Origin of the sequence: Streptomyces sp. NPDC015127, from assembly GCF_043080095.1 — a bacterium.
Lineage (GTDB): Bacteria > Actinomycetota > Actinomycetes > Streptomycetales > Streptomycetaceae > Streptomyces.
Genome location: NZ_JBIBVE010000005.1, coordinates 147,721 through 168,511, shown reverse-complemented (window position 1 = coordinate 168,511; position 20,791 = coordinate 147,721). Strand labels below are relative to the sequence as shown.

Annotated in this window: 23 protein-coding genes and 2 pseudogenes; 12 read left to right on the top strand and 13 right to left on the bottom strand. The window is 68.0% G+C overall.

What is annotated here, in order from left to right; translation table 11 throughout:
* The first annotated feature begins 5 nt into the window (after nt 1-5).
* The 3 genes from ACF08N_RS11940 to trxA are packed head-to-tail and all read left to right on the top strand — an operon-like array spanning nt 6 to nt 1,747.
* Complete coding sequence (locus ACF08N_RS11940; RefSeq protein ID WP_392324466.1) at nt 6-419, top strand: arsenate reductase ArsC; 414 nt, start codon at nt 6-8, stop codon at nt 417-419.
* The gene (gene trxB, locus ACF08N_RS11935; RefSeq protein WP_392324465.1) at nt 416-1,399 is read left to right on the top strand and encodes a thioredoxin-disulfide reductase; all 984 of its coding nucleotides are present in this window, start codon (nt 416-418) and stop codon (nt 1,397-1,399) included. Before ACF08N_RS11940 ends, trxB begins: the two co-directional genes overlap by 4 nt.
* A gap of 21 nt (nt 1,400-1,420) precedes the next feature.
* Nucleotides 1,421-1,747 carry a thioredoxin gene (gene trxA, locus ACF08N_RS11930; RefSeq protein WP_392324464.1) on the top strand — a complete coding sequence of 109 codons (327 nt, stop codon included), beginning with the start codon at nt 1,421-1,423 and terminating at the stop codon, nt 1,745-1,747.
* A gap of 170 nt (nt 1,748-1,917) precedes the next feature.
* On the opposite strand, the gene ACF08N_RS11925 is transcribed toward trxA, so the two are convergent.
* Nucleotides 1,918-2,289, bottom strand: a complete 372-nt coding sequence (locus ACF08N_RS11925; RefSeq protein WP_392324463.1) for an ArsR/SmtB family transcription factor — start codon at nt 2,287-2,289, stop codon at nt 1,918-1,920.
* 148 nt (nt 2,290-2,437) lie between these two features.
* On the opposite strand from ACF08N_RS11925, the gene ACF08N_RS11920 reads away from it, so the two are divergent.
* Nucleotides 2,438-3,109 carry a three-helix bundle dimerization domain-containing protein gene (locus tag ACF08N_RS11920; RefSeq protein ID WP_392324462.1) on the top strand — a complete coding sequence of 224 codons (672 nt, stop codon included), beginning with the start codon at nt 2,438-2,440 and terminating at the stop codon, nt 3,107-3,109.
* A gap of 188 nt (nt 3,110-3,297) precedes the next feature.
* Here the strand turns inward: ACF08N_RS11920 and ACF08N_RS11915 are convergent, their stop codons facing one another.
* From ACF08N_RS11915 to ACF08N_RS11890, 6 genes are all read right to left on the bottom strand, one after another.
* Entirely contained in the window at nt 3,298-3,588 is a 291-nt protein-coding gene (locus ACF08N_RS11915) for a hypothetical protein (RefSeq protein ID WP_392324461.1), read from the bottom strand.
* A 14-nt stretch (nt 3,589-3,602) separates the two neighbouring features.
* The gene (locus tag ACF08N_RS11910) at nt 3,603-4,394 is read right to left on the bottom strand and encodes a response regulator transcription factor (protein ID WP_392324460.1); all 792 of its coding nucleotides are present in this window, start codon (nt 4,392-4,394) and stop codon (nt 3,603-3,605) included.
* Nucleotides 4,395-4,449: 55 nt separating this feature from the next.
* Nucleotides 4,450-5,298, bottom strand: a complete 849-nt coding sequence (gene pstB, locus ACF08N_RS11905; protein ID WP_392324459.1) for a phosphate ABC transporter ATP-binding protein PstB — start codon at nt 5,296-5,298, stop codon at nt 4,450-4,452.
* A gap of 68 nt (nt 5,299-5,366) precedes the next feature.
* Nucleotides 5,367-6,281 carry a phosphate ABC transporter permease PstA gene (pstA, locus tag ACF08N_RS11900; protein ID WP_392324458.1) on the bottom strand — a complete coding sequence of 305 codons (915 nt, stop codon included), beginning with the start codon at nt 6,279-6,281 and terminating at the stop codon, nt 5,367-5,369.
* Nucleotides 6,278-7,228 carry a phosphate ABC transporter permease subunit PstC gene (gene pstC / locus ACF08N_RS11895; protein WP_392324457.1) on the bottom strand — a complete coding sequence of 317 codons (951 nt, stop codon included), beginning with the start codon at nt 7,226-7,228 and terminating at the stop codon, nt 6,278-6,280. The genes pstA and pstC overlap by 4 nt, the downstream gene beginning before the upstream one ends.
* Nucleotides 7,225-8,202, bottom strand: a complete 978-nt coding sequence (locus ACF08N_RS11890; protein ID WP_392324456.1) for a PstS family phosphate ABC transporter substrate-binding protein — start codon at nt 8,200-8,202, stop codon at nt 7,225-7,227. The genes pstC and ACF08N_RS11890 overlap by 4 nt, the downstream gene beginning before the upstream one ends.
* A 419-nt stretch (nt 8,203-8,621) precedes the next feature.
* On the opposite strand from ACF08N_RS11890, the gene ACF08N_RS11885 reads away from it, so the two are divergent.
* On the top strand, nt 8,622-10,694 hold the full coding sequence (locus ACF08N_RS11885; RefSeq protein WP_392324455.1) for a PhoX family protein: 2,073 nt from the start codon (nt 8,622-8,624) through the stop codon (nt 10,692-10,694).
* A gap of 148 nt (nt 10,695-10,842) precedes the next feature.
* On the opposite strand, the gene ACF08N_RS11880 is transcribed toward ACF08N_RS11885, so the two are convergent.
* Nucleotides 10,843-11,106 carry a hypothetical protein gene (locus tag ACF08N_RS11880; protein ID WP_392324699.1) on the bottom strand — a complete coding sequence of 88 codons (264 nt, stop codon included), beginning with the start codon at nt 11,104-11,106 and terminating at the stop codon, nt 10,843-10,845.
* 354 nt (nt 11,107-11,460) lie between these two features.
* Nucleotides 11,461-11,931 (bottom strand): annotated as a pseudogene (locus ACF08N_RS11875) (TniQ family protein); the annotation flags it as partial.
* A gap of 382 nt (nt 11,932-12,313) precedes the next feature.
* Here ACF08N_RS11875 and ACF08N_RS11870 point away from each other — a divergent pair.
* Entirely contained in the window at nt 12,314-12,541 is a 228-nt protein-coding gene (locus ACF08N_RS11870) for a hypothetical protein (protein WP_392324454.1), read from the top strand.
* 16 nt (nt 12,542-12,557) lie between these two features.
* On the opposite strand, the gene ACF08N_RS11865 is transcribed toward ACF08N_RS11870, so the two are convergent.
* Both ACF08N_RS11865 and ACF08N_RS11860 read right to left on the bottom strand, forming a co-directional pair.
* Nucleotides 12,558-13,016, bottom strand: a complete 459-nt coding sequence (locus ACF08N_RS11865; RefSeq protein WP_392324453.1) for an ImmA/IrrE family metallo-endopeptidase — start codon at nt 13,014-13,016, stop codon at nt 12,558-12,560.
* A 58-nt stretch (nt 13,017-13,074) separates the two neighbouring features.
* The gene (locus tag ACF08N_RS11860; RefSeq protein WP_392324452.1) at nt 13,075-13,380 is read right to left on the bottom strand and encodes a helix-turn-helix domain-containing protein; all 306 of its coding nucleotides are present in this window, start codon (nt 13,378-13,380) and stop codon (nt 13,075-13,077) included.
* Nucleotides 13,381-13,519: 139 nt separating this feature from the next.
* Here ACF08N_RS11860 and ACF08N_RS11855 point away from each other — a divergent pair, with 139 nt between their 5' ends.
* From ACF08N_RS11855 to ACF08N_RS11845, 3 genes are read left to right on the top strand one after another with little or no spacing between them, the layout of a single operon-like run.
* Nucleotides 13,520-14,542, top strand: coding sequence for a hypothetical protein (locus tag ACF08N_RS11855; RefSeq protein WP_392324451.1), 1,023 nt, complete (start codon nt 13,520-13,522; stop codon nt 14,540-14,542).
* The gene (locus ACF08N_RS11850; protein ID WP_392324450.1) at nt 14,530-15,075 is read left to right on the top strand and encodes a hypothetical protein; all 546 of its coding nucleotides are present in this window, start codon (nt 14,530-14,532) and stop codon (nt 15,073-15,075) included. The genes ACF08N_RS11855 and ACF08N_RS11850 overlap by 13 nt, the downstream gene beginning before the upstream one ends.
* Before the next feature lie 11 nt (nt 15,076-15,086).
* Nucleotides 15,087-15,512, top strand: coding sequence for a hypothetical protein (locus ACF08N_RS11845; protein WP_392324449.1), 426 nt, complete (start codon nt 15,087-15,089; stop codon nt 15,510-15,512).
* A 71-nt stretch (nt 15,513-15,583) separates the two neighbouring features.
* Here ACF08N_RS11845 and ACF08N_RS11840 read toward each other — a convergent pair whose 3' ends face one another.
* Nucleotides 15,584-15,955, bottom strand: coding sequence for a hypothetical protein (locus ACF08N_RS11840; RefSeq protein WP_392324448.1), 372 nt, complete (start codon nt 15,953-15,955; stop codon nt 15,584-15,586).
* Between the two features lie 282 nt (nt 15,956-16,237).
* On the opposite strand from ACF08N_RS11840, the gene ACF08N_RS11835 reads away from it, so the two are divergent.
* Nucleotides 16,238-16,516 (top strand): metal-sensitive transcriptional regulator, encoded by a 279-nt coding sequence (locus tag ACF08N_RS11835; RefSeq protein ID WP_392324447.1) that lies wholly within the window; start codon nt 16,238-16,240, stop codon nt 16,514-16,516.
* A gap of 26 nt (nt 16,517-16,542) precedes the next feature.
* Here the strand turns inward: ACF08N_RS11835 and ACF08N_RS11830 are convergent.
* A pseudogene (locus ACF08N_RS11830) lies at nt 16,543-17,199 on the bottom strand (TSUP family transporter).
* Between the two features lie 301 nt (nt 17,200-17,500).
* On the opposite strand from ACF08N_RS11830, the gene ACF08N_RS11825 reads away from it, so the two are divergent.
* Both ACF08N_RS11825 and ACF08N_RS11820 read left to right on the top strand, forming a co-directional pair.
* Nucleotides 17,501-19,948, top strand: a complete 2,448-nt coding sequence (locus ACF08N_RS11825; RefSeq protein ID WP_392324446.1) for a SpoIIE family protein phosphatase — start codon at nt 17,501-17,503, stop codon at nt 19,946-19,948.
* Nucleotides 19,949-20,453: 505 nt separating this feature from the next.
* Entirely contained in the window at nt 20,454-20,768 is a 315-nt protein-coding gene (locus ACF08N_RS11820) for a hypothetical protein (RefSeq protein ID WP_392324445.1), read from the top strand.
* Nucleotides 20,769-20,791: the final 23 nt, after the last annotated feature.

Genomic DNA, 20,791 nt, shown 5'->3' with positions numbered 1-20,791 from the left:
CTCTGATGTCCGAGAAGCCCTCCGTCCTGTTCGTCTGTGTCCACAACGCCGGCCGCTCCCAGATGGCCGCCGCGTGGCTGACCCACCTGGCCGGGGACCGTGTCGAGGTCCGCTCCGCCGGCTCCGCCCCGGCTGACCAGGTCAACCCGGCCGCGGTCGAGGCCATGCGCGAGGTCGGCATCGACATCTCCGCCGAGACGCCGAAGATCCTCACCGTCGACGCGGTCAAGGAGTCGGACGTCTGCATCACGATGGGCTGCGGCGACACCTGCCCCGTCTTCCCCGGCAAGCGCTACCTGGACTGGCAGCTGGAGGACCCGGCCGGCCAGGGCGTGGAGGCCGTCCGCCCGATCCGCGACGAGATCAAGAAGCTCGTCGAGGGCCTGATCGAGGAGATCGCCCCGGAGAAGACCGCATGAGCGAGATCCGGAACGTCATCGTCATAGGCTCCGGACCTGCCGGCTACACCGCCGCGCTCTACGCGGCTCGCGCCCAGCTCGAACCCCTGGTCTTCGGTGGCGCGATCTTCGTAGGCGGCTCGCTCACGACCACCACTGAGGTCGAGAACTTCCCCGGCTTCCCCGAGGGCATCGACGGCCCGGTTCTCATGGAGAACATGCGGGCGCAGGCCGAGCGGTTCGGCGCCGAGATCGTGGAGGACGACATCGTCTCCGTCGACCTCACCGGTGACATCAAGGAGGTCACCGACTCGGCCGGCACCGTCCACCGGGCCAGGGCCGTGATCGTGGCCACCGGTTCCGGCTACCGCAAGCTCGGGCTGCCGAACGAGGAGGAGCTGTCCGGGCGGGGCGTGTCCTGGTGCGCCACGTGCGACGGATTCTTCTTCCGCGACCGCGACATCGTCGTGGTCGGCGGCGGCGACACCGCGATGGAGGAAGCCACCTTCCTCACCCGCTTCGCCCGCTCCGTGACCGTCGTGCACCGGCGCTCCACCCTGCGGGCCTCGCAGGTCATGCAGAACCGGGCGTTCGCCGACGAAAAGATCTCCTTCGCGTTCGACAGCGAGATCGCGGAGATCAAGGAGGAGGGCGGCATGCTCTCCGGCCTCGTCCTGCGCGACACGCTCACCGGTAAGACCCGGGACATCGACGCCACCGGCCTGTTCATCGCCATCGGCCACGACCCGCGCACCGAGATCTTCCGGGGCCAGCTCGACCTGGACGACGAGGGCTACCTGAAGGTTCAGTCCCCCTCGACCCGCACGAACATCCCCGGCGTCTTCGGCGCGGGCGATGTCGTCGACCACACCTACCGCCAGGCCATCACCGCCGCCGGGTCCGGCTGCGCCGCCGCCCTGGACGCGGAGCGTTACCTCGCCGCCCTCGCGCACGAGGAGAACGCGGAACCGGAGAAGACCCCGGTCGCCGTCAGCGCCTGAGCATCTCGGAAGGAGGCCGCGATGGCCCTCAAGAACGTGACCGACGACTCGTTCGAGTCGGACGTCCTCACCAGCGACAAGCCCGTTCTCGTCGACTTCTGGGCAGCATGGTGCGGGCCCTGCCGCCAGCTGGCTCCCTCGCTGGAAGCCATCGCTGCCGAACACGGCGAGAAGATCGAGATCGTCAAACTGAACATCGACGAGAACCCGGCCACCGCGGCGAACTACGGCGTGATGTCCATTCCCACGATGAACGTCTACGTCGGCGGCAAGGTCGTCCAGACCATCGTCGGCGCCAAGCCCAAGGCGGCCCTGGAGCGCGAGCTCGAGGAATTCCTCACCAACTGAACAGCGCCGCGGGGCAACGACCCTCCACGAGCGATCATCGGCTCCCATGCCGCTGCGGTTCACCGGCAGCGCGCGGGGAGCCGGTTTCATCTGCCAGGCAGTGGCGCCGGGCCACGCGGAGGCAGGTCCGCCGAGAACGCATGGCGTCTCGGCATACGGCGTCGGCCGGGTCAGACAGTCACGGGCTCGAGGATGTCCCGGATCCGCCGGAGACCCTCGTGATTCACCGAGAACCAGGCCCAGGTCCCTCGCCGCTCACGGCTGAGCAGGCCCGCATCGGTCATGATCTTCAGGTGGTGGCTGACCGTGGGCTGGCGCAGCCCGAGGCAGTCGGTCAGGTCGCACACGCACGCTTCGCCGGCGGGGGCGCGCTCAATCAGCCGCAGGATTTGCAGCCGGGTGGGGTCGGCTATGGCCTTGAGTGTGGCGGCCATGCGCTCGGCTTCTTCGCGGTCGATCAGCAGGCAGGACAGGTGTGAGCCGCAGGTGCCCGCTTCCTCCTCCGGGACCGTCTCCGTCGCCTCGTATGCAGTGATAGCCATCTATTCACCTTAAGCGCGGAGCGATGCCGCCCCCGGCTCCGAGCGGCCCCACCACCCCGAATTCACCGACCGTTCACTTTCGCTCGCGCGTGTATCCCGAAACATAGATGGACACCTATGATGGGTTCGGCCTGCGGGAAGGTACGCCATGAACGAGCATCCATCGCTTGGTCCTGCCACACCGCCGCTGCGCGACACCGGCGCTGTGCTCGCACGCATCGCCGCCCGGCTCGCGGCTCGCCACAGCCGAGCCTTCTCCCAGGCCACCGTCGCGCAGTACGTGAACGAGTGCGCCGCCCTGCTGAACAGCGGCTCCCGTACGAACCGGCACCTGCCCGTCCTCATCGAACGGTTCGCGGACCACCGACTGCGCGCTCTGGCGCGTGCCCGGGGCATCACCGCCAAGTCCGTCCCCGCCGTCCTGTTCGTCTGCACCGAGAACGCGGGACGGTCCCAGCTGGCCGGTGCGCTGCTGCGCCGCCACGCCCACGGAGCGGTCGTCGCCATGACGGCAGGGTCCGGGCCGGTCACCGACATCTCACCCGTCGTGCTCCGGCTGCTCGCGGAGCAGGGCCTCGACATCGGCGAGGAGTTCCCCAAGCCGCTGACGTCGGAAGCCGTTGACGCCGCGGATGTCGTGGTGACCCTCGGCTGCGGCGACGCCTGCCCGGTGCGGGCGGGCCGCCGCTACCTGGACTGGGACCTCCCGGACCTGAGCGGCCTGGACATCGAAAGCGCGCGCTCCGTGCGGGACACGCTCGAGGCGCGTGTGCAGCGACTGGTGGCTGAACTGGTGCCGACTGAAGAATCGACCGACTGAGTCGCTGTCTGCGACGTAAGCCTCGCGGTACCTCGGAACTGTGATCGACGAGGCCGTGCGCCGGCTCGCGGCGGGGGCTGAGGGTCGCACGACGCCGTGAGCAGGCGTCCCGGACCGCAGGGGAATGGACCGGCCGGCGGGGCACCGCCATGCAGCCCGCCGGCCGGCGTCTGAGGGACGCGCACCCGTTACGAGTCCGCGTCGGTGAGGCAGAGGGAGATCAGCGTGCGCGCCTCTGCCAGGGTCCGGGCGGTGATGATCTCCATCAGAGTCCGTGAGTCGGTGGTGAACGTCTGCCAGCACGTCTGACCGGCGGACTGGAATCGGACGCGGACTTTCGCCGAGTACCAGCGCTTGCGGTGGAAGAGCGTGCCGACCGTGGGTATGTGGTGCCGCCCATGGACGGCGCCCCACCGCGGATATCGCGTGGCCCACGCCGGCAGGTCGATGTACGAGTCCTCCTCCGGCCCCTCAGCCACGCCCCGCCCCTGTCTTACGCCGTGGGCGTCGGGCTCGACGGCTCCGCGTGTGCCACCGCGGGGCACGAGGAGCCGCACTCCAGGCGGTACCCCATCCCGCGGATCGCGTCGATGGTGCAGCAGCTGCCCGGGCCTTCCCTCAGGCGATTGCGCACGCGGCGCACGTGCACCGTGAGCGTGTTGCTGTCGAGCGACTCGGTTCCCCACAGGGCGCGGGTGAGCTCGCTCCTGGACACCAGACGGTTGGCGTTCTCCATGAGGTAGCGCAGGAGCATGAATTCACGCACCGGCAACTGGAGCGAGCGTCCTTGGACGTAGACGTGAAACCCTGCGGGATCAAGCTCGATGTCACCGACGACCAGGGTGTCCTGTGAATCGTCGCCCCGGGTCAGGCTGTTGAGGAGCGGGAGCACCTCCTCGACGCGGTAGGGCCGGGCCACGGAGGCCACCGCGCCTGCGGCGAGAGCTGCGGTGGCTTCCTCCGCCCCGTCCGGACCGGTGCCGACGATGACGGGCACGGGGCTGAGGCGTCCGATGAGCCGGGTGACCTCGGCGGCTCCGACCACGGGCAGCGGCGCGCCGAGCAGAACGGCGGAGGGGTGCTGGGCCCCGACGTGCAGCAGGGCCTCGGCTCCGTCGTGACAGGTGATCACGGTGACGCCGGCAGCCGCGAAGCGTGCCATGGCCCTGGCTGCCAGCTTCTCGTCGGGTTCGGCCAGCAGGAGCGCCGGCTGCTTGCTCTCTTCTGCGCTGTCCACATCCGAGACGGGGGTGGTGCGCGGTGATCGCTGTGCGTCGGGGTTCACCCGGGTGACTCCTTCACGTGGTGCGCGCAAAGGGACGGACGTGGACGGAGGCATGTCAGCCGAAGCGGCCCGAGATGTAGTCCTCGGTGCGCTGGTCGGAGGGGTTGCCGAAGATGCGCTCGGTCTCGTCGTACTCGACGAGACGGCCGTGCCGCACGCCTTGGTCGTCGACGTCCGCGGTGAAGAAGGCGGTTCGGTCGGACACGCGAGCGGCCTGCTGCATGTTGTGGGTGACGACGATGATCGTGAACTCCTGGGCGAGGTGCTCCATGAGGTCCTCGATCTTCGCGGTGGCGATCGGGTCCAGGGCCGAGCAGGGCTCGTCCATCAGGATGACCTCGGGCTTGACCGCGATGGTGCGGGCGATGCACAGCCGCTGCTGCTGGCCACCGGACAGGGCCAGGGCGGAGGTCTTCAGCTTGTCCTTGACCTCGTCCCACAGCGCGGCGTGGGTCAGCGTCTCCTCGACGAGGTCGTCGAGGTTGCCCTTGAAGCCGCCGACGCGGGGCCCGTAGGCGATGTTGTCGTAGATCGACTTCGGGAAGGGGTTGGGCTTCTGGAAGACCATGCCGATCCTGCGGCGGACCTCGATGGGATCGACGTCGCGCCCGTACAGGTCCTCGTTGTGGTAGTGGACCTTGCCCTCCACACGGGCCGTCGGGACCAGGTCGTTCATGCGGTTGAAGCAGCGCAGAACGGTCGACTTGCCACATCCCGAGGGGCCGATCATCGCGGTGATCTGGCGGTGCCCGATGGTCATGTTGACGTCGCGGACGGCCTCGTGGTCGCCGTAGAAGACGGACAGGCCGCCGACTTCGAAGACAGGGCTGACCAGGGACGGGGCGCTACGGAAGGCGACTTGCGGGGTCCTGGTTCCGCCGGCGGCGTCGGAGGGAGGGGTCATGGCGGTCTCCTGCGGATTCGGAGAGTCGGCGGACGGTTCGAGGTGTTCGGTCGCGGAGGTCATGGCGGTCACCAGGTGCGGGAGTAGCGGTTGCGCAGCCAGATCGCCAGGGAGTTCATCGCGAGCAGGATGGCCAGGAGAATGACGATCGCGGCGGAGGCGAGGGAGACGAACTCGGCTCGGGACTGACTGATCCAGTTGAAGATCTGGATGGGCAGGACGGTGAACTGGCTCTGCACGCCGGTGGGGTTGAACGTGATGAACGTCAGACCGCCGAGCAGCAGCAGTGGTGCCGCCTCACCGATGGCGCGGGAGAGAGCCAGGATCGAGCCGGTGGCCATGCCGGGCACGGCGGCCGGCAGCACCTGGCGCCAGATGGTCTGCCACTGGGTGGCGCCCAGCGCGAGGGACGCCTGACGGATCGACTGCGGCACGGCGCGGATCGCCTCACGGGAGGAGATGATCACCACGGGCAGCACCAGCAGCGACAGCGTCAGCGACGCCGTCAGAACGGTCTGCCCGAAGCCCAGGCCGCGGGAGATGATGCCGAGGCCGAGGATGCCGTAGACGATGGACGGAACGGCGGCGAGGTTCTGGATGTTGATCTCGATCGCCCGGTTCCACCACCGGTCGGGGTCGGCGTACTCCTCCAGGTAGATGGCCGTGAGGATGCCGGTCGGCAGGCAGTAGAGCGCGGTGAAGCCGATGACCCAGACCGTGCCCATGATCGCCGACTGCGCGCCGCCCTGCGTCGGGTCGATGTAGTCGGGGAAGTTCATCCACAGCCGCGGGTCCAGCCGCGACCAGCCCTCGGCGAGCACGTAGGCGAGCAGGGAGACGAGGAAGACGACGGCGACGGCGAGCGAGGCCCACAGGCTCAGGTGGAAGAACCGCTCCCGCAGCGGGGTGCCCTTCCCCTTGAGGCGAGGCAGGTCCGGGATGCTCTGTACGGGGGCATCGCGGTCGATGACTTTGGAACTCATTCGTACACCTCGCGGTACTTGCGCACCAGACGGATGCTGAGCAGGTTCATCACCAGGGTCATCACGAACAGCAGCGCGCCCACGGCGAAGATCGTCTGGTATCCGGTCGAGCCGGTGGGGAGGTCGCCGATGCCGGCCGCGGCGATGAACGCGGTCATCGTCTGCATGCCTTCAAGGGGGTTGAAGGACAGGTTCGGCTGTCCGCCGGCCGCGATGGCGACGATCATCGTCTCGCCCAGGGCGCGGGAGATGCCCAGCACGACGGCGGCGACGATGCCGGAAAGGGCAGCGGGGAACACGACGCGTGTCGAGACCTGCATGCGCGAGGAGCCGAGGGCGAACGCCCCGTCGCGCAGCGCGCGCGGCACCGCGCTCATGGAGTCCTCGGCCAGCGAGGCGATCGTCGGGATGATCATGATTCCCATGACGAAGCCCGCGGCGAGCGCGTTGAAGATCTGCGGACCGTCGCCCGCGGGCCAGATTCCCTGAAGCAGCGGGGTGATGGCCTTGAGCGCGAAGAAGCCGTAGACGACGGTGGGGATGCCCGCGAGCACCTCGAGCAGCGGCTTGAAGACTTTGCGCACGCGCCGGTTGGCGTACTCGCTCAGGTAGACGGCTGCGCCGAGACCCAGCGGGACGGCCACCAGCAGGGCTATCAGGGTGACCATCAGGGTGCCGCCGACGAGCGGCAGGACGCCGAAGGACGGCGGCTTGAACAGCGGTGCCCAGTTGGTGGCGGTGATGAACTCACCGAACCCGACCTTGCCGAAGAACTCGCCGGCCGGGGGGATCAGGGCGACGACGATGCCGATCGTGGTCAGCACCGAGACCAGCGAGGCGGCCACCAGGAGGACCTTGATGGCCTTCTCGCCATAGCGCGGCTGAGACCGCTTCAGGAAGCCGGGGCTCCCTGAAGCGGCCTGCCGTCCGGAGAGGGTGGAACTCATGACTTGTGCTGCGCCTTGAGGGTCTCGAGGTCCTTCTTCAGCTCGGCCTGCTGCTCGGCGTTCAGCGGAACGAACTGCGCCTTCTTGGCGATCTCGGCGCTGTTCTCGACGTAGTACTCGACGAACGCCTCGACCTCCGGCTTGTCCAGGGAGGACGCCTTCGGGTAGATGAACAGCGGACGGCCGAGCGGCTTGTACGTGCCGTCCTGGACCGTCTGGACGCTGGGCGCCACACAGCCGTCGCCGCCGTCGATCTGGACGGCCTTCAGCTTGTCCTTGTTCTCCTCGAAGTAGGAGAGACCGAAGTAGCCGAGGCCGCCCTTGGAGCCGGACACGCCGGTCACGGTGACGTTGTCGTCCTCGCTCGGGTTGTAGTCGGTGCGCGAAGCGCCTTCCTCACCGTTGATCGCGTCGGTGAAGTAGTCGAAGGTGCCCGAGTCGGTGCCCGCGCCGAACAGCTCCATCTTCTGGTTCGGGAACTTCGGGTCGACCTGGTTCCAGTTGGTCACCTTGGAGCCGGGCTCCCAGATCTTCTTCAACTGCTCCACGGTGAGGCACTCGACGAAGTCGTTGTCCTTGCTCACCACGACGGACAGACCGTCGTTGGCGACCGTGAACTCCTCGAACTTCACGCCCCCCTTGTCGCAGGCGGCCTTCTCCTCGTCCTTGATCGGACGGGAGGCGTTGGAGATGTCGGTCTCACCGGCGCAGAACTTCTCGAAACCACCGCCGGTGCCGGACGTGCCGACCGTCACCTTCACGCCCGGGTTCGCCCCCTGAAAGAGCTGGGCCGCCACCGTGGAGAGCGGAGCCACCGTGCTCGAACCGTCAGCCTTCACGGTCCCGGACAGCTTGTCGCCGCCTTCACCACCGGAGCCCGCATCGGCACCGCCGCACGCACTCGCGGCCAGCATCACAGCAGCCGTCAGAGCCAAAGGAGCCTTGGCCCGGCGCAACGAAGTGGAAATGTTCACGACTCTCGACCCTCGTGTCTGCCGGGACGTCCCCCGGCTGTCTGGATCAGGTGCGCAGCGCGCTCCGTTCGGACACTTGGATCGAAGCTGGCCTATATGAACGAGAGGTGTACGCGGGGCCCCTCAAGAATGAACGATAGCCGGTTATCTATATAGATAGATCATGTTCCATGGTGCCCGGTAGATCGCCATCAACCGGGGCGCATGCAGGCATCGCCCTGAGGGTGAGACGGGCCGAAAGCCCCAAGTCTCTCTATCTCTTCGGGGGTGACGTCAGGCACGCGCCGCTCGGACTCGGCGGCAGAGTTCTGTCGTAGTTCACCCTCCAGCCGCCTGCAGGCGGGCGGAGTGCGCATAGCGTCATAGATCGACAGTCGCCTATGTGTGGCTGGTCTTCGTCCCTACAGCGTGGAGGAACTGTGCTCGATCAGCCTGGCGGCCGCACGGACCGCTCAGACCTGCCTGTGCTGCCCAGTCACAATACGGCGCGGTCCGCGCTCACGTGCCGCTACCGGTGCGGCGACGCATGCTCCCACGACGCTCCCAACCGGTCGCTCAACGCCTACTTCGGCGACATCGTCCAGCAGCTTTCCCGGAGGGGTGTGCTCAAGGGCGGCACCGTCCTCGCCCTGGCCGCAGTGGCCGGCACAGCAACGCTTGCTCCGGCCGCCGCCACCGCCGACAACTCCGTCGGAACGCACATGAACAACGACCACCTCCCGCGCGGGCTGCGTTTCGAGGCGATACCGCCGAACACCGCGGACGCCGTCACCGTTCCCGCCGGCTATGCGCAGCAGGTCGTCATCCGCTGGGGCGACCCGGTCCTGCACGGAGCCCCGCGCTTCGACGCCCGCCGCCAGAGCGTGCAGGCTCAGTCCCGCCAGTTCGGTTACAACTGCGACTACATGGCGCTGCTCGACCTCCCCCGGCGCGGGGACCAGGTGCTCGTGGTCAACCACGAGTACACCAACGAAGAGATCATGTTCTTCGGCTACGACCCCGCGAACCCGACGCGCGAGCAGGTCGAGATCGCCTGGGCCGCCCACGGCCTCACCGTGCTCACGGTCCGCCCCGACCGCCGCTCCGGCCGGCTGTGGCCGGTCACCGGCGACGCCCTCAACCGCCGCATCACCGCCACCACCCCCTTCGAGTTCACCGGCCCCGCGGCCGGCAGCGACCTGCTCAAGACCAGCGCCGACCCGACCGGACGCACCGTCCTGGGCACGCTCAACAACTGCGGCGGCGGCATCACCCCCTGGGGCACCGTCCTGTCCGGCGAGGAGAACTTCAACCAGTACTTCGCCAACGCCGGCACCGTAACCGACCCGATCACCAAGCAGCGCCTGGCCCGCTACGGCCTGCCGACCGGCGCCAGCCAGCGCAAGTGGGAACGCTTCGACGACCGCTTCGACCTCGCCAAGCAGCCCAATGAGGCCAACCGGCACGGCTGGATTGTCGAGATCGACCCGTACGACCCCACCTCCACCCCGCGCAAGCGCACGGCCCTCGGCCGGTTCAAGCACGAGGCAGCAGAGCCCCGCCTGACGCGCGACGGACACGTCGCCCTCTACATGGGCGACGACGAGCGCTTCGACTACCTCTACAAGTTCGTCTCCACGAACCGGTTCATGAAGGGCAACAGCCGAGCCGCTCGGGAGCACAACCTCCGCTTGCTCGACGAAGGAACCCTCTACGTCGCCAAGTTCACCGGCGACAGCCCCGCCTCCGAAATCGACGGCACCGGCACCCTCCCCGAGGACGGCGACTTCGGCGGCACCGGCACCTGGATCCCGCTCGCCACCGGCAACACCTCCCACATCGACGGCATGACCGCCGACGAGGTCTACGTCTTCACCCGCCTGGCCGCCGACAAGGCCGGCGCCACCAAGATGGACCGCCCCGAAGACGTCGAGCCCCACCCGCATACCGGCCGCCTCTACGTCGCCCTCACGAACAACAAGGACCGCGGAGCGGCCGGCAAGGCCAGTCCCGACGAGGCCAACCCCCGTACCGGCAACAAGCACGGCCACATCCTCGAACTCGACGAACACCGCGGCGATGCCGCCGCCAAGTCCTTCGGATGGCGCCTGATGCTGGTATGCGGCGACCCCAAGGACCCCTCCACCTACTTCGCCGGCTTCGACAAGAACCAGGTCAGCCAGATCTCCTGCCCCGACAACATCGCCTTCGACGAGCACGGCAACCTCTGGCTCGCCACCGACGGCGCTGCCCTCGGAGCGAACGACGGCCTGTTCGTCGTCCCGGTCAAGGGCCCGCACCGCGGCCACGTGAAGCAGTTCCTGACCGTTCCCAAGGGTGCCGAGACGTGCGGCCCGATCATCACCGAGGACCGCATCCTCATCGCCGCCCAGCACCCGGGCGAGCTCGACGGCGCGACCGCCGAGAAGCCCGGATCCCAGTGGCCCGACGGACCGGGCAGCATTCCGCGGCCGTCGGTCGTCTCGGTCTGGAAGGCCGGCTCCGGCGACTGACCGTCCCAGGCCCGTGGTCGGCGCGATTGCTCTGCAGCAAGCGGGCTCTGCTTGGCATGTGACGCCCGGTCTGCCCCAGGGCGGGCCGGGCCTTTGAAGTCGTGTCCGCAAAGCCGGGCTGGCCGGCCATTCCTCCGAGCCCTGGCAATCAGTGACGTCGGTACGCTCCTACCGTGATCACTCCTCGTCGCATCAGCTCGTCGACGTAGAGGTTCGGACGCAGGGCCGGTCCGTAGGCCCAGTCCATGACGTCCAGCCGCCATGGAGCTTCGCGGTGGTCGACGGTCCTCAGGTCCTCGATGGTGCTGGCGACGTCCTGCGGTGACGCGTCGTGGCGTAGCAGCCGGGCCGCGACCGATGCGGCGGCGGCGACCCTCAGCGGGTCCTTCCAGAGGTCATGTTCCTGAAGCATGCCCCGCTCCCGGCGCGAACGAAGGGCGACGAGGAGGGCCGGGTCCTCGCCACGACGACGCATCATGGCCGGGGTTACGAGCATGACCATGACTGCCGTGAGAGAGGCCAGTTTCCTGTCGTCAGACGTGGGGCAGCCATCGAGCCATACGTTGATCCTCTGCTGGAGGTCCAGGACGGAATCATCGGTGACGGGCAACGGCCGGTGCCGCGTGATGGGGAACTCGCAGACTTCTCCGTACGCGTACGGATCCTGCCCGTTCACTTTCGCCGAACAGTGCCTGCGGAGCGTGGAGTGTTGGCCGAAGTGCACAGGCGAGAGGCATCGAACGCACTCCGTGGCCAGGTATACCCGGTGGTCGACACATGCGAACGTCCATGGCAGTAGCCAGCGCAAGGGCCAGCGCATGTCATTCGATCGCAGGCACTTCGGGCACCAGCGTGCTTCGTGGTCGGAGAGCCATGCCGACGAGCTCCACTGCTGATGGGCTGCAGCATCCGCCCAGGGGGCGGATGGGAGATGAGGCAGAGCGGTACCGGCATAGCGCGCGAGGGTCATGGAGTGGAGAACGGCTTCGTCGATCCCTGTCAGTCGGTGGAGCCGACGGGCTGCGGGTTCTGCGAGCCGTGTCTGCAGCAGGGGCAGTGTGCCGTGTTGGTTGAGGCGCAGGCCGCGGACAAGAGCCGAGGTCTCGATCCCGCGGTGCCGGGCCATGGCGTCGATCCAGCTGGACAGTGACTCGTCGCCGAGCGGTTGGTTGATGGCGCCGTTCGTCTGCGGAGCCGGCACGGTTGGGGGGCGGGTTTGCGAGGCGCTTGGTCCCATGTGCCACATCCTGGGCGACATCGGCGTCGCTCAACCGCCGGTCTTGGGGCGGACCACCAATGTGAGTGAGCAGGGCAACCCTCGTGTGTCCCGCGCGTCGCCACCCAAATGACCTCCACGAGGTGCGCTTCGAATAGCATGGCTGCAGGGTGGCTGCATGGCCACCCCTCCGCGTACCGGCTCCGCGTATGCACTGCTGGTCATCTTGGATCCGCTGGCTCACCGTCTGCTCCTGGTGAGACGCTACGGGGGCACAGGGGTCTATTGGTCCGTGCCGAAGGTGCCCATGAGGTCTGGGATGACGTGCCGGCGTACCGCGGTGCGGTTTCTGCGTCGCCGGTTGGGGCTGCCGGCGGTGCGGATCGCTCCGGTCATCGGCAGGATGTTCGCGATCGATGATGCCGAGAAGCCTGGGTACGTCGTGCTCGCACTGCCAGCGGCCGGCCGCTGGCAGCGACGGCCGGGCCAGATGCTCGGAGCCGATGCCCGATGGTGGACGGTCTCGGGCCTTCGGTCTGCGGCGACCCCCGTGGAGCCGCCGCAGTTGCTCGACCTCGTTGACGGCTACTGGGAGGGCTGGCTGCCGGACGGGGAGGTGTCGCTGGTGTAGTTGAGGTGGCGGCGTGTCAGCTCACCAGTCCGAGGTTGATCAGTCGGAACCCCATTGCCGCCGTGCTGACTCGGAACACGTCGGCGAGTTGGACGGTGCATCGGTCCGGGTCTTGGCGGATCGCCGGACCGAGGTTCAGTAGCTCGCTCCGGAGCATCTCGGTCGGCATCAGGAGGCTCGCTGCGAATGCGTTGGCTTCGATCTCTTCCTGATCGGTTGCCATGCTGGACGCCCTGTCCCTCAGGTTGATCCGAACGGGACGGTCCAGGACGACCTCGCGTCCTGGATGCAGCAGCAAGTGGCCGAGCTCGTGAGCGATGGTGAAGCGCTGACGGCGCTCGGGATGAGTGTCGTTGACGCCAATCACCGGAGGCTGCCCCTCTCGGCGCAGGAGCATGCCGGAGACCTCCCCGTCCTTGAACGGGCTCCTTGAGACAAGGGCGCCGTGGATTGCGGCGAGCCGCTCCACGTCCACCGGGGGAGCGGAGACCCCGCTTTCGGCGAGCAGTTGTGAGGCCAGTGCCTCAGGGCGCCTAGCCACGGTCGGCCTCCTCGACGTTGGCGAGCACATTCTGTGCCCACGTTCGGGCGTCTTCGGGCAACTCATCGAGAACGTCGGTCTGCCCCGCTGAGGCTGGGAGCAACATCTCTGGCTCCACCTTCAGGGCGTCCGCGAACACGAAGAGCATGTGCAGCGCCACTCGCTGGCGCCCCTGCTCAATGTTGCTGATTGATGTGCGGTTCAGCCCGACAGCGTTTCCGAGAGCTTGCTGATTCAGCCCCAGGGCTGTACGGGCTCGCCGCACTCTGTCGCCGAACCGCTCGTAGAAATCGTCCATCAGTTCAAATCCTCGCTCACTGACCAGGAGGGTTCCACCCTCGCAAACTACGTTTGTGAAACTGGAATAAGAAGAGTTGGTTTCCCAAACATCTGCGGCGGGCATCACGAGGGCAAGCAGTGACAGAAGGGAAGCCCTGATGAACGGGAAGTCACTCGCGACGCTTCTGGAAGAGGGGCGCCGCAAGATCCAGGTGACAGACGACGAGCTTGCCGAGGCCAAACGACGACGGGCCCTGCTGGCCTCCGCCATGCGAGGGGCCTTCCCCGACTCGACCATCTACTTCAACGGAAGCGTTGCCCACGGCGACGCCAACACTCCGCTGACCGACGTCGACCTCGGGGCGGTTCTCAGCAGTGCCGACGCGGAAGATTACGGACCCGGCAAGCGAGATGCGCTGCCTCTCATGGAGCGCGCGCGAGACGCGATTCGTGAGGGCCTGGAGGACGAGTTTCCCAAGCTCACCGTCAAAGTGGCGGGGCAGCGGCGCGCCGTGCTCGTCCGCTTCGGTGACCCGGTCACCCAGGGGCAGTTGGACTTCACCGCCGACGTCATGACAGCCATCCCTCACCCCTCAGGGAAAGGGCTGTACATCCCCAACATGGAGATCGCCGCCAAGTGGGACCGAGCCGATCCCATTACACACACGCAGATGGTCCTCAAGGCCATCGCGGACACCGACCAGGTGTTCGCCAGGACCGTACGACTCCTCAAGCACTGGAACTGCACACACAGCAAGCCGCTCTGCTCATGGAACATCAAGGCCTTGGCGCTGGACTGCATCGAGACCCCGATGCCTCTGATCGATGCCCTGCAGACCTTCTTCACCTATGCCGCGAAAGAGCTTGCAGCAGGCCCCACGCCGGATCCTGCCGGCGTGGCGGGAGACATTCCGCTCGGCCTGCCGGTCAAGGAGGTGTGCAAGCGTCTGTGCACGGCCCGGGACTACATCGACCTGGCCATCAACCATGAGGCCGAAGGCCGCCCGCGCAGCGCTCAGCACGTACTGCACCAGGTACTGCCGGAGATCGTCCCTGATGCCGACGCCACCGAAGAGGAAGCGGCACGTCTTCCCCGCACTGTCATGACGACCGGCGTGGCGGCCACTGGCCTTGGTCTGATCACTCCCCGGGTCACGCCGACTCGCGCGTGGGCGGCATGATCGTGGGGCCTTGGTACGGGGTTCAGCCGGCTTGGTGGGCGCCGTTCGAGAGGGATGCGCGGCTGCGATTCGGCGAAGCGCTTCAGCACTCCTACAAGAGGAGCTACCTCACCTACCGGCTGACCGGGCTCGACGTCATCGGCGAGGCGGCGCCGAGCACGGTGACCATTCGCTTCTTCGAGCGGCCGCCTTACGCCACGTACGGCCAGCGGCCTGAGGACTTCCCGCGCGTGCACGCCAAACCTGGTGCCGCGTCGAAGCACCGTTACGTCGAGGACGATGCCCTTTGCCTCTGGCACCCGTACGATCCGGTGGAGCACCGGTGGACGAGTGAAAAGGGTCTCCTCGAGCTGATCGAGATAGTCCGCACGCACCTGTTCCTTGAGCACTACTGGCGCCTCACCGGAGGCGACCAAGGTGGCCGGTGGCTGGTGGAGGATGCTCCGCACGGCTTGCCGGGGAGTGGCGCGTGGAGATCGTCTCGACCGCAGCGCAGACGGGTGGTTGGACGTGGGCGCAGACCACTGCCCTGACCGTGCCTTTCGTGGCGCTGCTCGGCGTGTATGTCACCTACAGCCTGAACCAGCGCGCGGTACGAAGAGAGCGCCGCTCCAAGACGTTCGCGGAGGCCTTGACGGCAGTCGAGGAGTACTTGGAGATGCCGTACCGCATACGGCGGCGCATGAACTCTGCTGAGGCCAGACGCGAGCTGACCGATGAAGTCAGCTCCATTTTGGCCCGCATGGCGTTCCATCAGGCGTGGCTGCAGATTGAGGCGTCCTCGGTGGCTGGACCGTACGCCACCCTAGTCGCGACAGCACGCGCAGAAGCCGGTGTCCAGATGAGCGAGGCGTGGCAGCAGTCGCCGATCACGTCGGACGGCGGGATGAACTTGGGGGCCGCCTACCCCCGCGTTCGGTCAGATGAGGCCCGTGCCCTGTGCATCGATGCCATGAGGCGGCATCTGTGACTGGAAGTGCTCACCGCATCTGACCTCGCAGATGGGAAATGCTTGTTGTTCGCGGGAAGCGGTCTGGCATGTCAGGTGCATCGCCCCCGGCCAGCGCATTTCGTCGGTTCCCCATGAGGGCGCCCAAGCGAGGGCGAAAGGGACGGGGATACCGAGCAGCCAGCGGCCACCAGCAGTTGCTTGCGGCGGAAGCGGGTCGTAAGGGCACCTGCGGCGAGGTTGGTGAGTGCCTTGGTGAGGCCGAAGGCGATGATGAAGGAGAAGACGGCCAGGTCGCTGGTCAGGCCGAAGGTCTCGGAGCCGATGAGCGGGACGGTGGTGCGTTCCAGGCCGACCAGGCCGCCGAAGCAGATGCTGACGATGACCGGCAGGGTGAACTGCAGCCAGTTCTCCCGCAGGCCCAGCCGGACGGGCCGCCCGGTCGCGATGGGCGTGGCTTTCACGAGCGGATGTCCTCCGTATCTCGGGTGGGCCGCTGTCCGCGGGTGCCCACGTAGTCGATCGGCCCGCCGCTGAGGACGGTGACATCAGCGTGACCGGTCCGTTCCATGAGACCGGCGGCGGTCATGGCGCGCTCGCGGCGTAGGTTTTCAAGCGCTCGGCGGCCTGGGCGGGATCGATGACGACGGGGGTGCTCATGTGCGTGAGGTTGCTTTTCGTCTTTTCGTCCGGGGGAGTACCGAACGGATTAAAATACCCCCAGGGGTATTAATGAAGGAGGATGTGTGGAACTGGACATGGCGGCCGACGAGCTGAGGACCGTGCTCAACCGGCTGCGCCGGGCGCAGGGCCAGATCGCGGGGATCATCCGGATGATTGAGGAGAGGCGGGACTGCGAGGACGTGATCACGCAGCTCGCGGCGGTCTCCCGGGCGCTGGACCGGGCCGGTTTCGCGATCATCGCGACGGGGTTGCAGCACTGCATGGCCGAGGAGGGACAAGTGGACGGCGACCGGGGCCGGATGCGCGCCCGGCTGGAGAAGCTGTTCCTGTCGCTGGCCTGAGCGGCGCCTCCGGCGTGAACACAGCCTCACGCCACGGCGAAGACGCGCTGCAGGCGGGGTCCGGAGACCTTCGCGGCGAGGCGCTTGCCGTCCCAGGCGCCCAGGACGGCGGCGATGAAGGGACCGACCACCGCCCAGTCGAGGGAGACTGCGGCGCCCGAGCGGGTGGCGAGCGAGGCCAGGGAGTTGACCGTGATGACCAGCAGGCTGGTGCCGACGGCGGCCCGCGTCTCGAAGACCAGGACGGTGACCAGGGCGGGCACGGTGAGGAAGCCGGCCCACGCCCCAGGAGTCCGGTCAGCGCGCCCAGTCCAGCCCCGGCCCGGCCGCCCTGCCCGGCCGCACCGCGCCGCTTCGGGCGCCGGCCGGGGCGGCGGGCCAGAGCATCCTGAGCGCGGCGACGGCGGCGACACCTGCGAAGGCGAGGGTAAGGACGGCCTGGGGCAGGCGTCCGGCGGCGGCGAACGCCGCTCCGGTCCTCCACCACACGTTCCCGGCGCGGGCGTGGCGTACAGGGCGGTCAGGGAGGTCACGATGACGAGGCTGGCGGTGGTGGCCGCTGCGGGGGTGAAGCCGAGCAGGTAGATCAGGGCGGGGACGGCCAAGACGCTGCCGCCGCCGAGCGACGCGCCGAGCGCAGCCGCCAGTGTCACCGCGCCGTCGTGCGCGGGACGCGGGAGCAGTGGTCGACGGGGCAGTGTCGTTCTGGTGCGCCCCGATGACCACTGTTGTGATGCTCAGACGGCGCGTTGGGCTGGTGCTTCACATTTCGATGCGTGGCCCCCGGAGCCAGGTGCCCTCGTCCGACGGGTATGCGGCAGTCTCGGTCGACGTCCCCTTCCGTGCCGCCCGTCGACCTGCGTGCGCGCGCGAGGAGCGATACAAGTGAGAAAGGAGCCGACGCGACGGATACGACGTCGCGCCCCTGCGGTCTTTGCTGAGTCTCCCCAGGACCCGAGAGTCCCGGGGCAGGATGGGCGATGAATGGACATGGAGAATGCCGGCTCCCTCGGAAACGGCCACGATCACTTTCCGGATCAGGTCACCTCGGCCACGGCAGTCGTCGACGCGCGGGGGAACGTGACCGGGTGGAGTGCCAGTGCCCAGCGGCTGCTCGGGTACCGGTACGAGGACGTTGTAGGGCGTCCCGCGGCGCGTCTCCTCGGCTCGGACGCCGACGCCATGGGTGTCTTTTCCGCAGTTCTTGAGGGGCGCAGCAGGACGACTCTGCTGCGGCGCCGGGACGGCCACCACATGGAAGCCGAGCTGCAGGCGTATGCGTCACTCGACCGCGAAGGCAACGCACAGTGGCTCATCATGGCCACACCGACACAGCAGTCACGTCCGTATCAGGAGCCACGCTCATGCAAGGGCGAGGCGACGACGGAGGAAGCCTTCGCGCAGTGCCATCTGCCTTTGATGATCTACGACACCGACTTGCGAGCACTGCGAGGGAGCGCCGGCGCGGCCCTCGAACTGGGACTCACCGAGGAGCAGATGCGCGGTCGGCGTGTCACGGACATCCTGCCTCCCCACATCTGCAGCACGGTGGAAGAGGGTATGCGCCGGGTGTTCGAGACGGGAGAGCCGGAGGAGTTCCAGGTGCACGGCCGGCCACGGCACGGAGCCCGCGAAAGGTTCTGGGCCGTCACCGCGTCCCCCCTGAGGAACCCGGCAGGACAGGTGCGACACGTGCAGCTCATCGCGCTCGACGTCACCGAACAGCACCGGGCCCGGGAGCGGCTCGTCCTGCTGAACGACGTCAGCACCCAGGTGGGTAGCACCCTCGACGTGACGCGCACCGCCCAGGAGATGGCCGATGTGGCGGTGGGCCGGCTCGCAGACTTCATCAGTGTCGACCTGTTGGACTCGCTGTTCCGCGGCGTCGAGCCCAGGCCATCTGCCACGGGCTCCGTCGCGCTGCGCCGCGCTGCGCAAGGGTCCGTCCTCCCCGGCATCCCCGAGGCGGTGATCCAGCCGGGCGAGGTGGACTATTACCCGGAGTCCTCACCCCCCGCCCGTTGCCTGGCCACGGGGCGGGCCTCGCTGCACCGCACCCTGGACGAAGCCGTCGAGAGCTGGCAGGTCGCCGACCCCGAGCGCGCGAGGAAGGTCCGCGACTTCGGGATGCACTCGATCATGGTCATCCCGCTGCGCGCCCGCGGCATCACGCTCGGCGTGGCCGTACTCGTCCGCCACCGCCGCCGGGACGCCTTCGACGAGGACGATCTGCTCCTCGCCGAGGAGATCGCCGCACGCGCTGCCGTGGCCGTGGACAACGCCCGGCGCTTCACACGCGAGCGGACCACTGCCCTGGCCCTGCAACGAAGCCTGCTGCCGCAGCGGCTCGCCGCCCAGGAGGCCGCGGAGGTGGCCTACCGCTACATCCCGGCCCGTTCCCGGGCAGGACTGGGCGGCGACTGGTTCGATGTGATCCCGCTGTCGGGCGCACGGGTCGCCCTGGTCGTCGGAGACGTGGTGGGCCACGGTCTGCGCGCCTCCGCGACCATGGGGCGGCTGCGGACCGCGGTACGCACGCTGGCGGATGTCGACCTGCCCCCCGAGGAACTCCTCGTCCACCTCGACGACCTGGTAACCCACCTCAGGGCGGAGGAGGACACGGCATCGGATCCCCAGCTCGAGATCGTCACCGATCTCATCGCCACATGTCTGTATCTGGTCTACGACCCGGTCTCGCGCCGGTGCACCGCGGCCGGCGCGGGCCACCCCCCGCCCGCCGTGGTCACGCCGGACGGCAAGGCGGAGTTCATCGATCTTCCCGCCGGGCCGCCGCTGGGAGTGGGCGGGCTGCCTTTCGAGGCGATCGAATGGGAAGTGCCCCGAGGCAGCCGCCTCGTGCTGTACACGGACGGCCTCGTCGAGGTCCCGGAACACGACCTTGGCAGAGGCATGGCGCTGCTGCGCCGACGCCTGGGGCGGCCCGCTCGCTCGCTGGAGGCCACCTGCGACGACTTGGTCCGGAGTCTGCTCCCCGCACAGCCGTCGGACGATGTCGCGCTGCTCATCGCCCGCACCCGGGCCCTCGACGCGGGCCAGGTGGCTACCTGGGATCTGCCGTCCGACCCGGCCGCCGTGGCCGACGCCCGTGACAAGGTCTCCCGTCGCCTCGCGGACTGGGGACTGAACGGGGTGGTCTTCACCGCCGAGTTGGTGGTGAGTGAACTGGTCACCAACGCGATCCGGTACGGCACCCCTCCCGTTCAGCTACGCCTGATCCGCGCCGCCGTGCTCATCTGCGAGGTCTCCGATGGCAGCAGCACCGCCCCGCACATGCGGCGAGCGCGCATGTTCGACGAAGGCGGGCGCGGCCTGCTGCTCGTCGCTCAATTCGCCGAGCGTTGGGGTACACGTCACCGGGCTGGAGGGAAGTCGATCTGGGCGGAGATCGGCCTCCAGGACGAGCGCTCATGACAGTGCCCAGCCTCCCGCGTCCTCCCCTCACCCCGCCCGGAACTGTCATAGAAGCCGGGCTGTCAGACACCTGATCTCGCCACACACCGCCTGCACGCGCCACCTGCGCGAACGCCGTGCCGGGCCCGAAGAGGCCCAAAGGATCTGGCGCGGAGCCTGTGGTGCCCTGCACTCCGGCGAAACGTCGGAGCCGGGGCGACCCGTGCCCTCACGCAAACGGCCCCGGACGAGGAGTCCGACGTGATACCGACACTCATACCCGCGTCCGCCACCACCGCATCGAGGTCGGACGAACCTACGTCCGAGCCAGTGCCATCCGGCGCGTCGACGATCTCCACGTCCGCATCGTCAACGCCACCACCGGCCAACTCCTGCGCGAGCTGATCCTCGACCACACCCGCGAGCCCCAGCACCCCACCAACACGACGAAACCCCCGAACCCGCAGGTTCGAGGGTTTCCGATGTCCTGAGACAGGCAACTGAGGAGCCAACGTGGCCAAGTCTGATGAGTTGTTCCGCGAACCACCCCCCGTTCGTGACTCGTACGTTCTGGGGCAGGCCATTCCGATCAACCCTGGTGGGGCGCTGGCCGACCGTAGACCGGCGGACGGTGTTCGAGATGGCCGAGCATGCTGACACGTCGGAGGGGAGACGAGACCTCCTGATAGCCGCTCTCGCATGGGGTACGGGTACCAGGGCTCAGTCGGTTGCTCGCCGTGCGCGGATCTTCCACGAGAATGACCTCGACTGGCTGGACGAACGGATCTGCAGGGCGAAAGCTGAGATTGAGCGCGGAGACCCTGTTGCCATCTGGTGTTGAACGACCGGGAAGGAGCAGTGCAC

Excerpts from the sequence above, each read along its gene's own strand:
- ACF08N_RS11855 (WP_392324451.1), top strand. The coding sequence starts at position 13,520 with ATGAACGGGAAGTCACTCGCGACGCTTCTGGAAGAGGGGCGCCGCAAG.
- pstC (WP_392324457.1), bottom strand. The coding sequence starts at position 7,228 with ATGAGTTCCACCCTCTCCGGACGGCAGGCCGCTTCAGGGAGCCCCGGC.
- ACF08N_RS11825 (WP_392324446.1), top strand. The coding sequence starts at position 17,501 with ATGGACATGGAGAATGCCGGCTCCCTCGGAAACGGCCACGATCACTTT.
- ACF08N_RS11860 (WP_392324452.1), bottom strand. The coding sequence starts at position 13,380 with ATGGACGATTTCTACGAGCGGTTCGGCGACAGAGTGCGGCGAGCCCGT.
- trxA (WP_392324464.1), top strand. The coding sequence starts at position 1,421 with ATGGCCCTCAAGAACGTGACCGACGACTCGTTCGAGTCGGACGTCCTC.
- ACF08N_RS11880 (WP_392324699.1), bottom strand. The coding sequence starts at position 11,106 with ATGCTTCAGGAACATGACCTCTGGAAGGACCCGCTGAGGGTCGCCGCC.
- pstA (WP_392324458.1), bottom strand. The coding sequence starts at position 6,281 with ATGAGTTCCAAAGTCATCGACCGCGATGCCCCCGTACAGAGCATCCCG.
- ACF08N_RS11925 (WP_392324463.1), bottom strand. The coding sequence starts at position 2,289 with ATGGCTATCACTGCATACGAGGCGACGGAGACGGTCCCGGAGGAGGAA.
- ACF08N_RS11870 (WP_392324454.1), top strand. The coding sequence starts at position 12,314 with ATGTTCGCGATCGATGATGCCGAGAAGCCTGGGTACGTCGTGCTCGCA.
- ACF08N_RS11820 (WP_392324445.1), top strand. The coding sequence starts at position 20,454 with ATGAGTTGTTCCGCGAACCACCCCCCGTTCGTGACTCGTACGTTCTGG.
- ACF08N_RS11920 (WP_392324462.1), top strand. The coding sequence starts at position 2,438 with ATGAACGAGCATCCATCGCTTGGTCCTGCCACACCGCCGCTGCGCGAC.
- trxB (WP_392324465.1), top strand. The coding sequence starts at position 416 with ATGAGCGAGATCCGGAACGTCATCGTCATAGGCTCCGGACCTGCCGGC.
- ACF08N_RS11940 (WP_392324466.1), top strand. The coding sequence starts at position 6 with ATGTCCGAGAAGCCCTCCGTCCTGTTCGTCTGTGTCCACAACGCCGGC.
- pstB (WP_392324459.1), bottom strand. The coding sequence starts at position 5,298 with ATGACCCCTCCCTCCGACGCCGCCGGCGGAACCAGGACCCCGCAAGTC.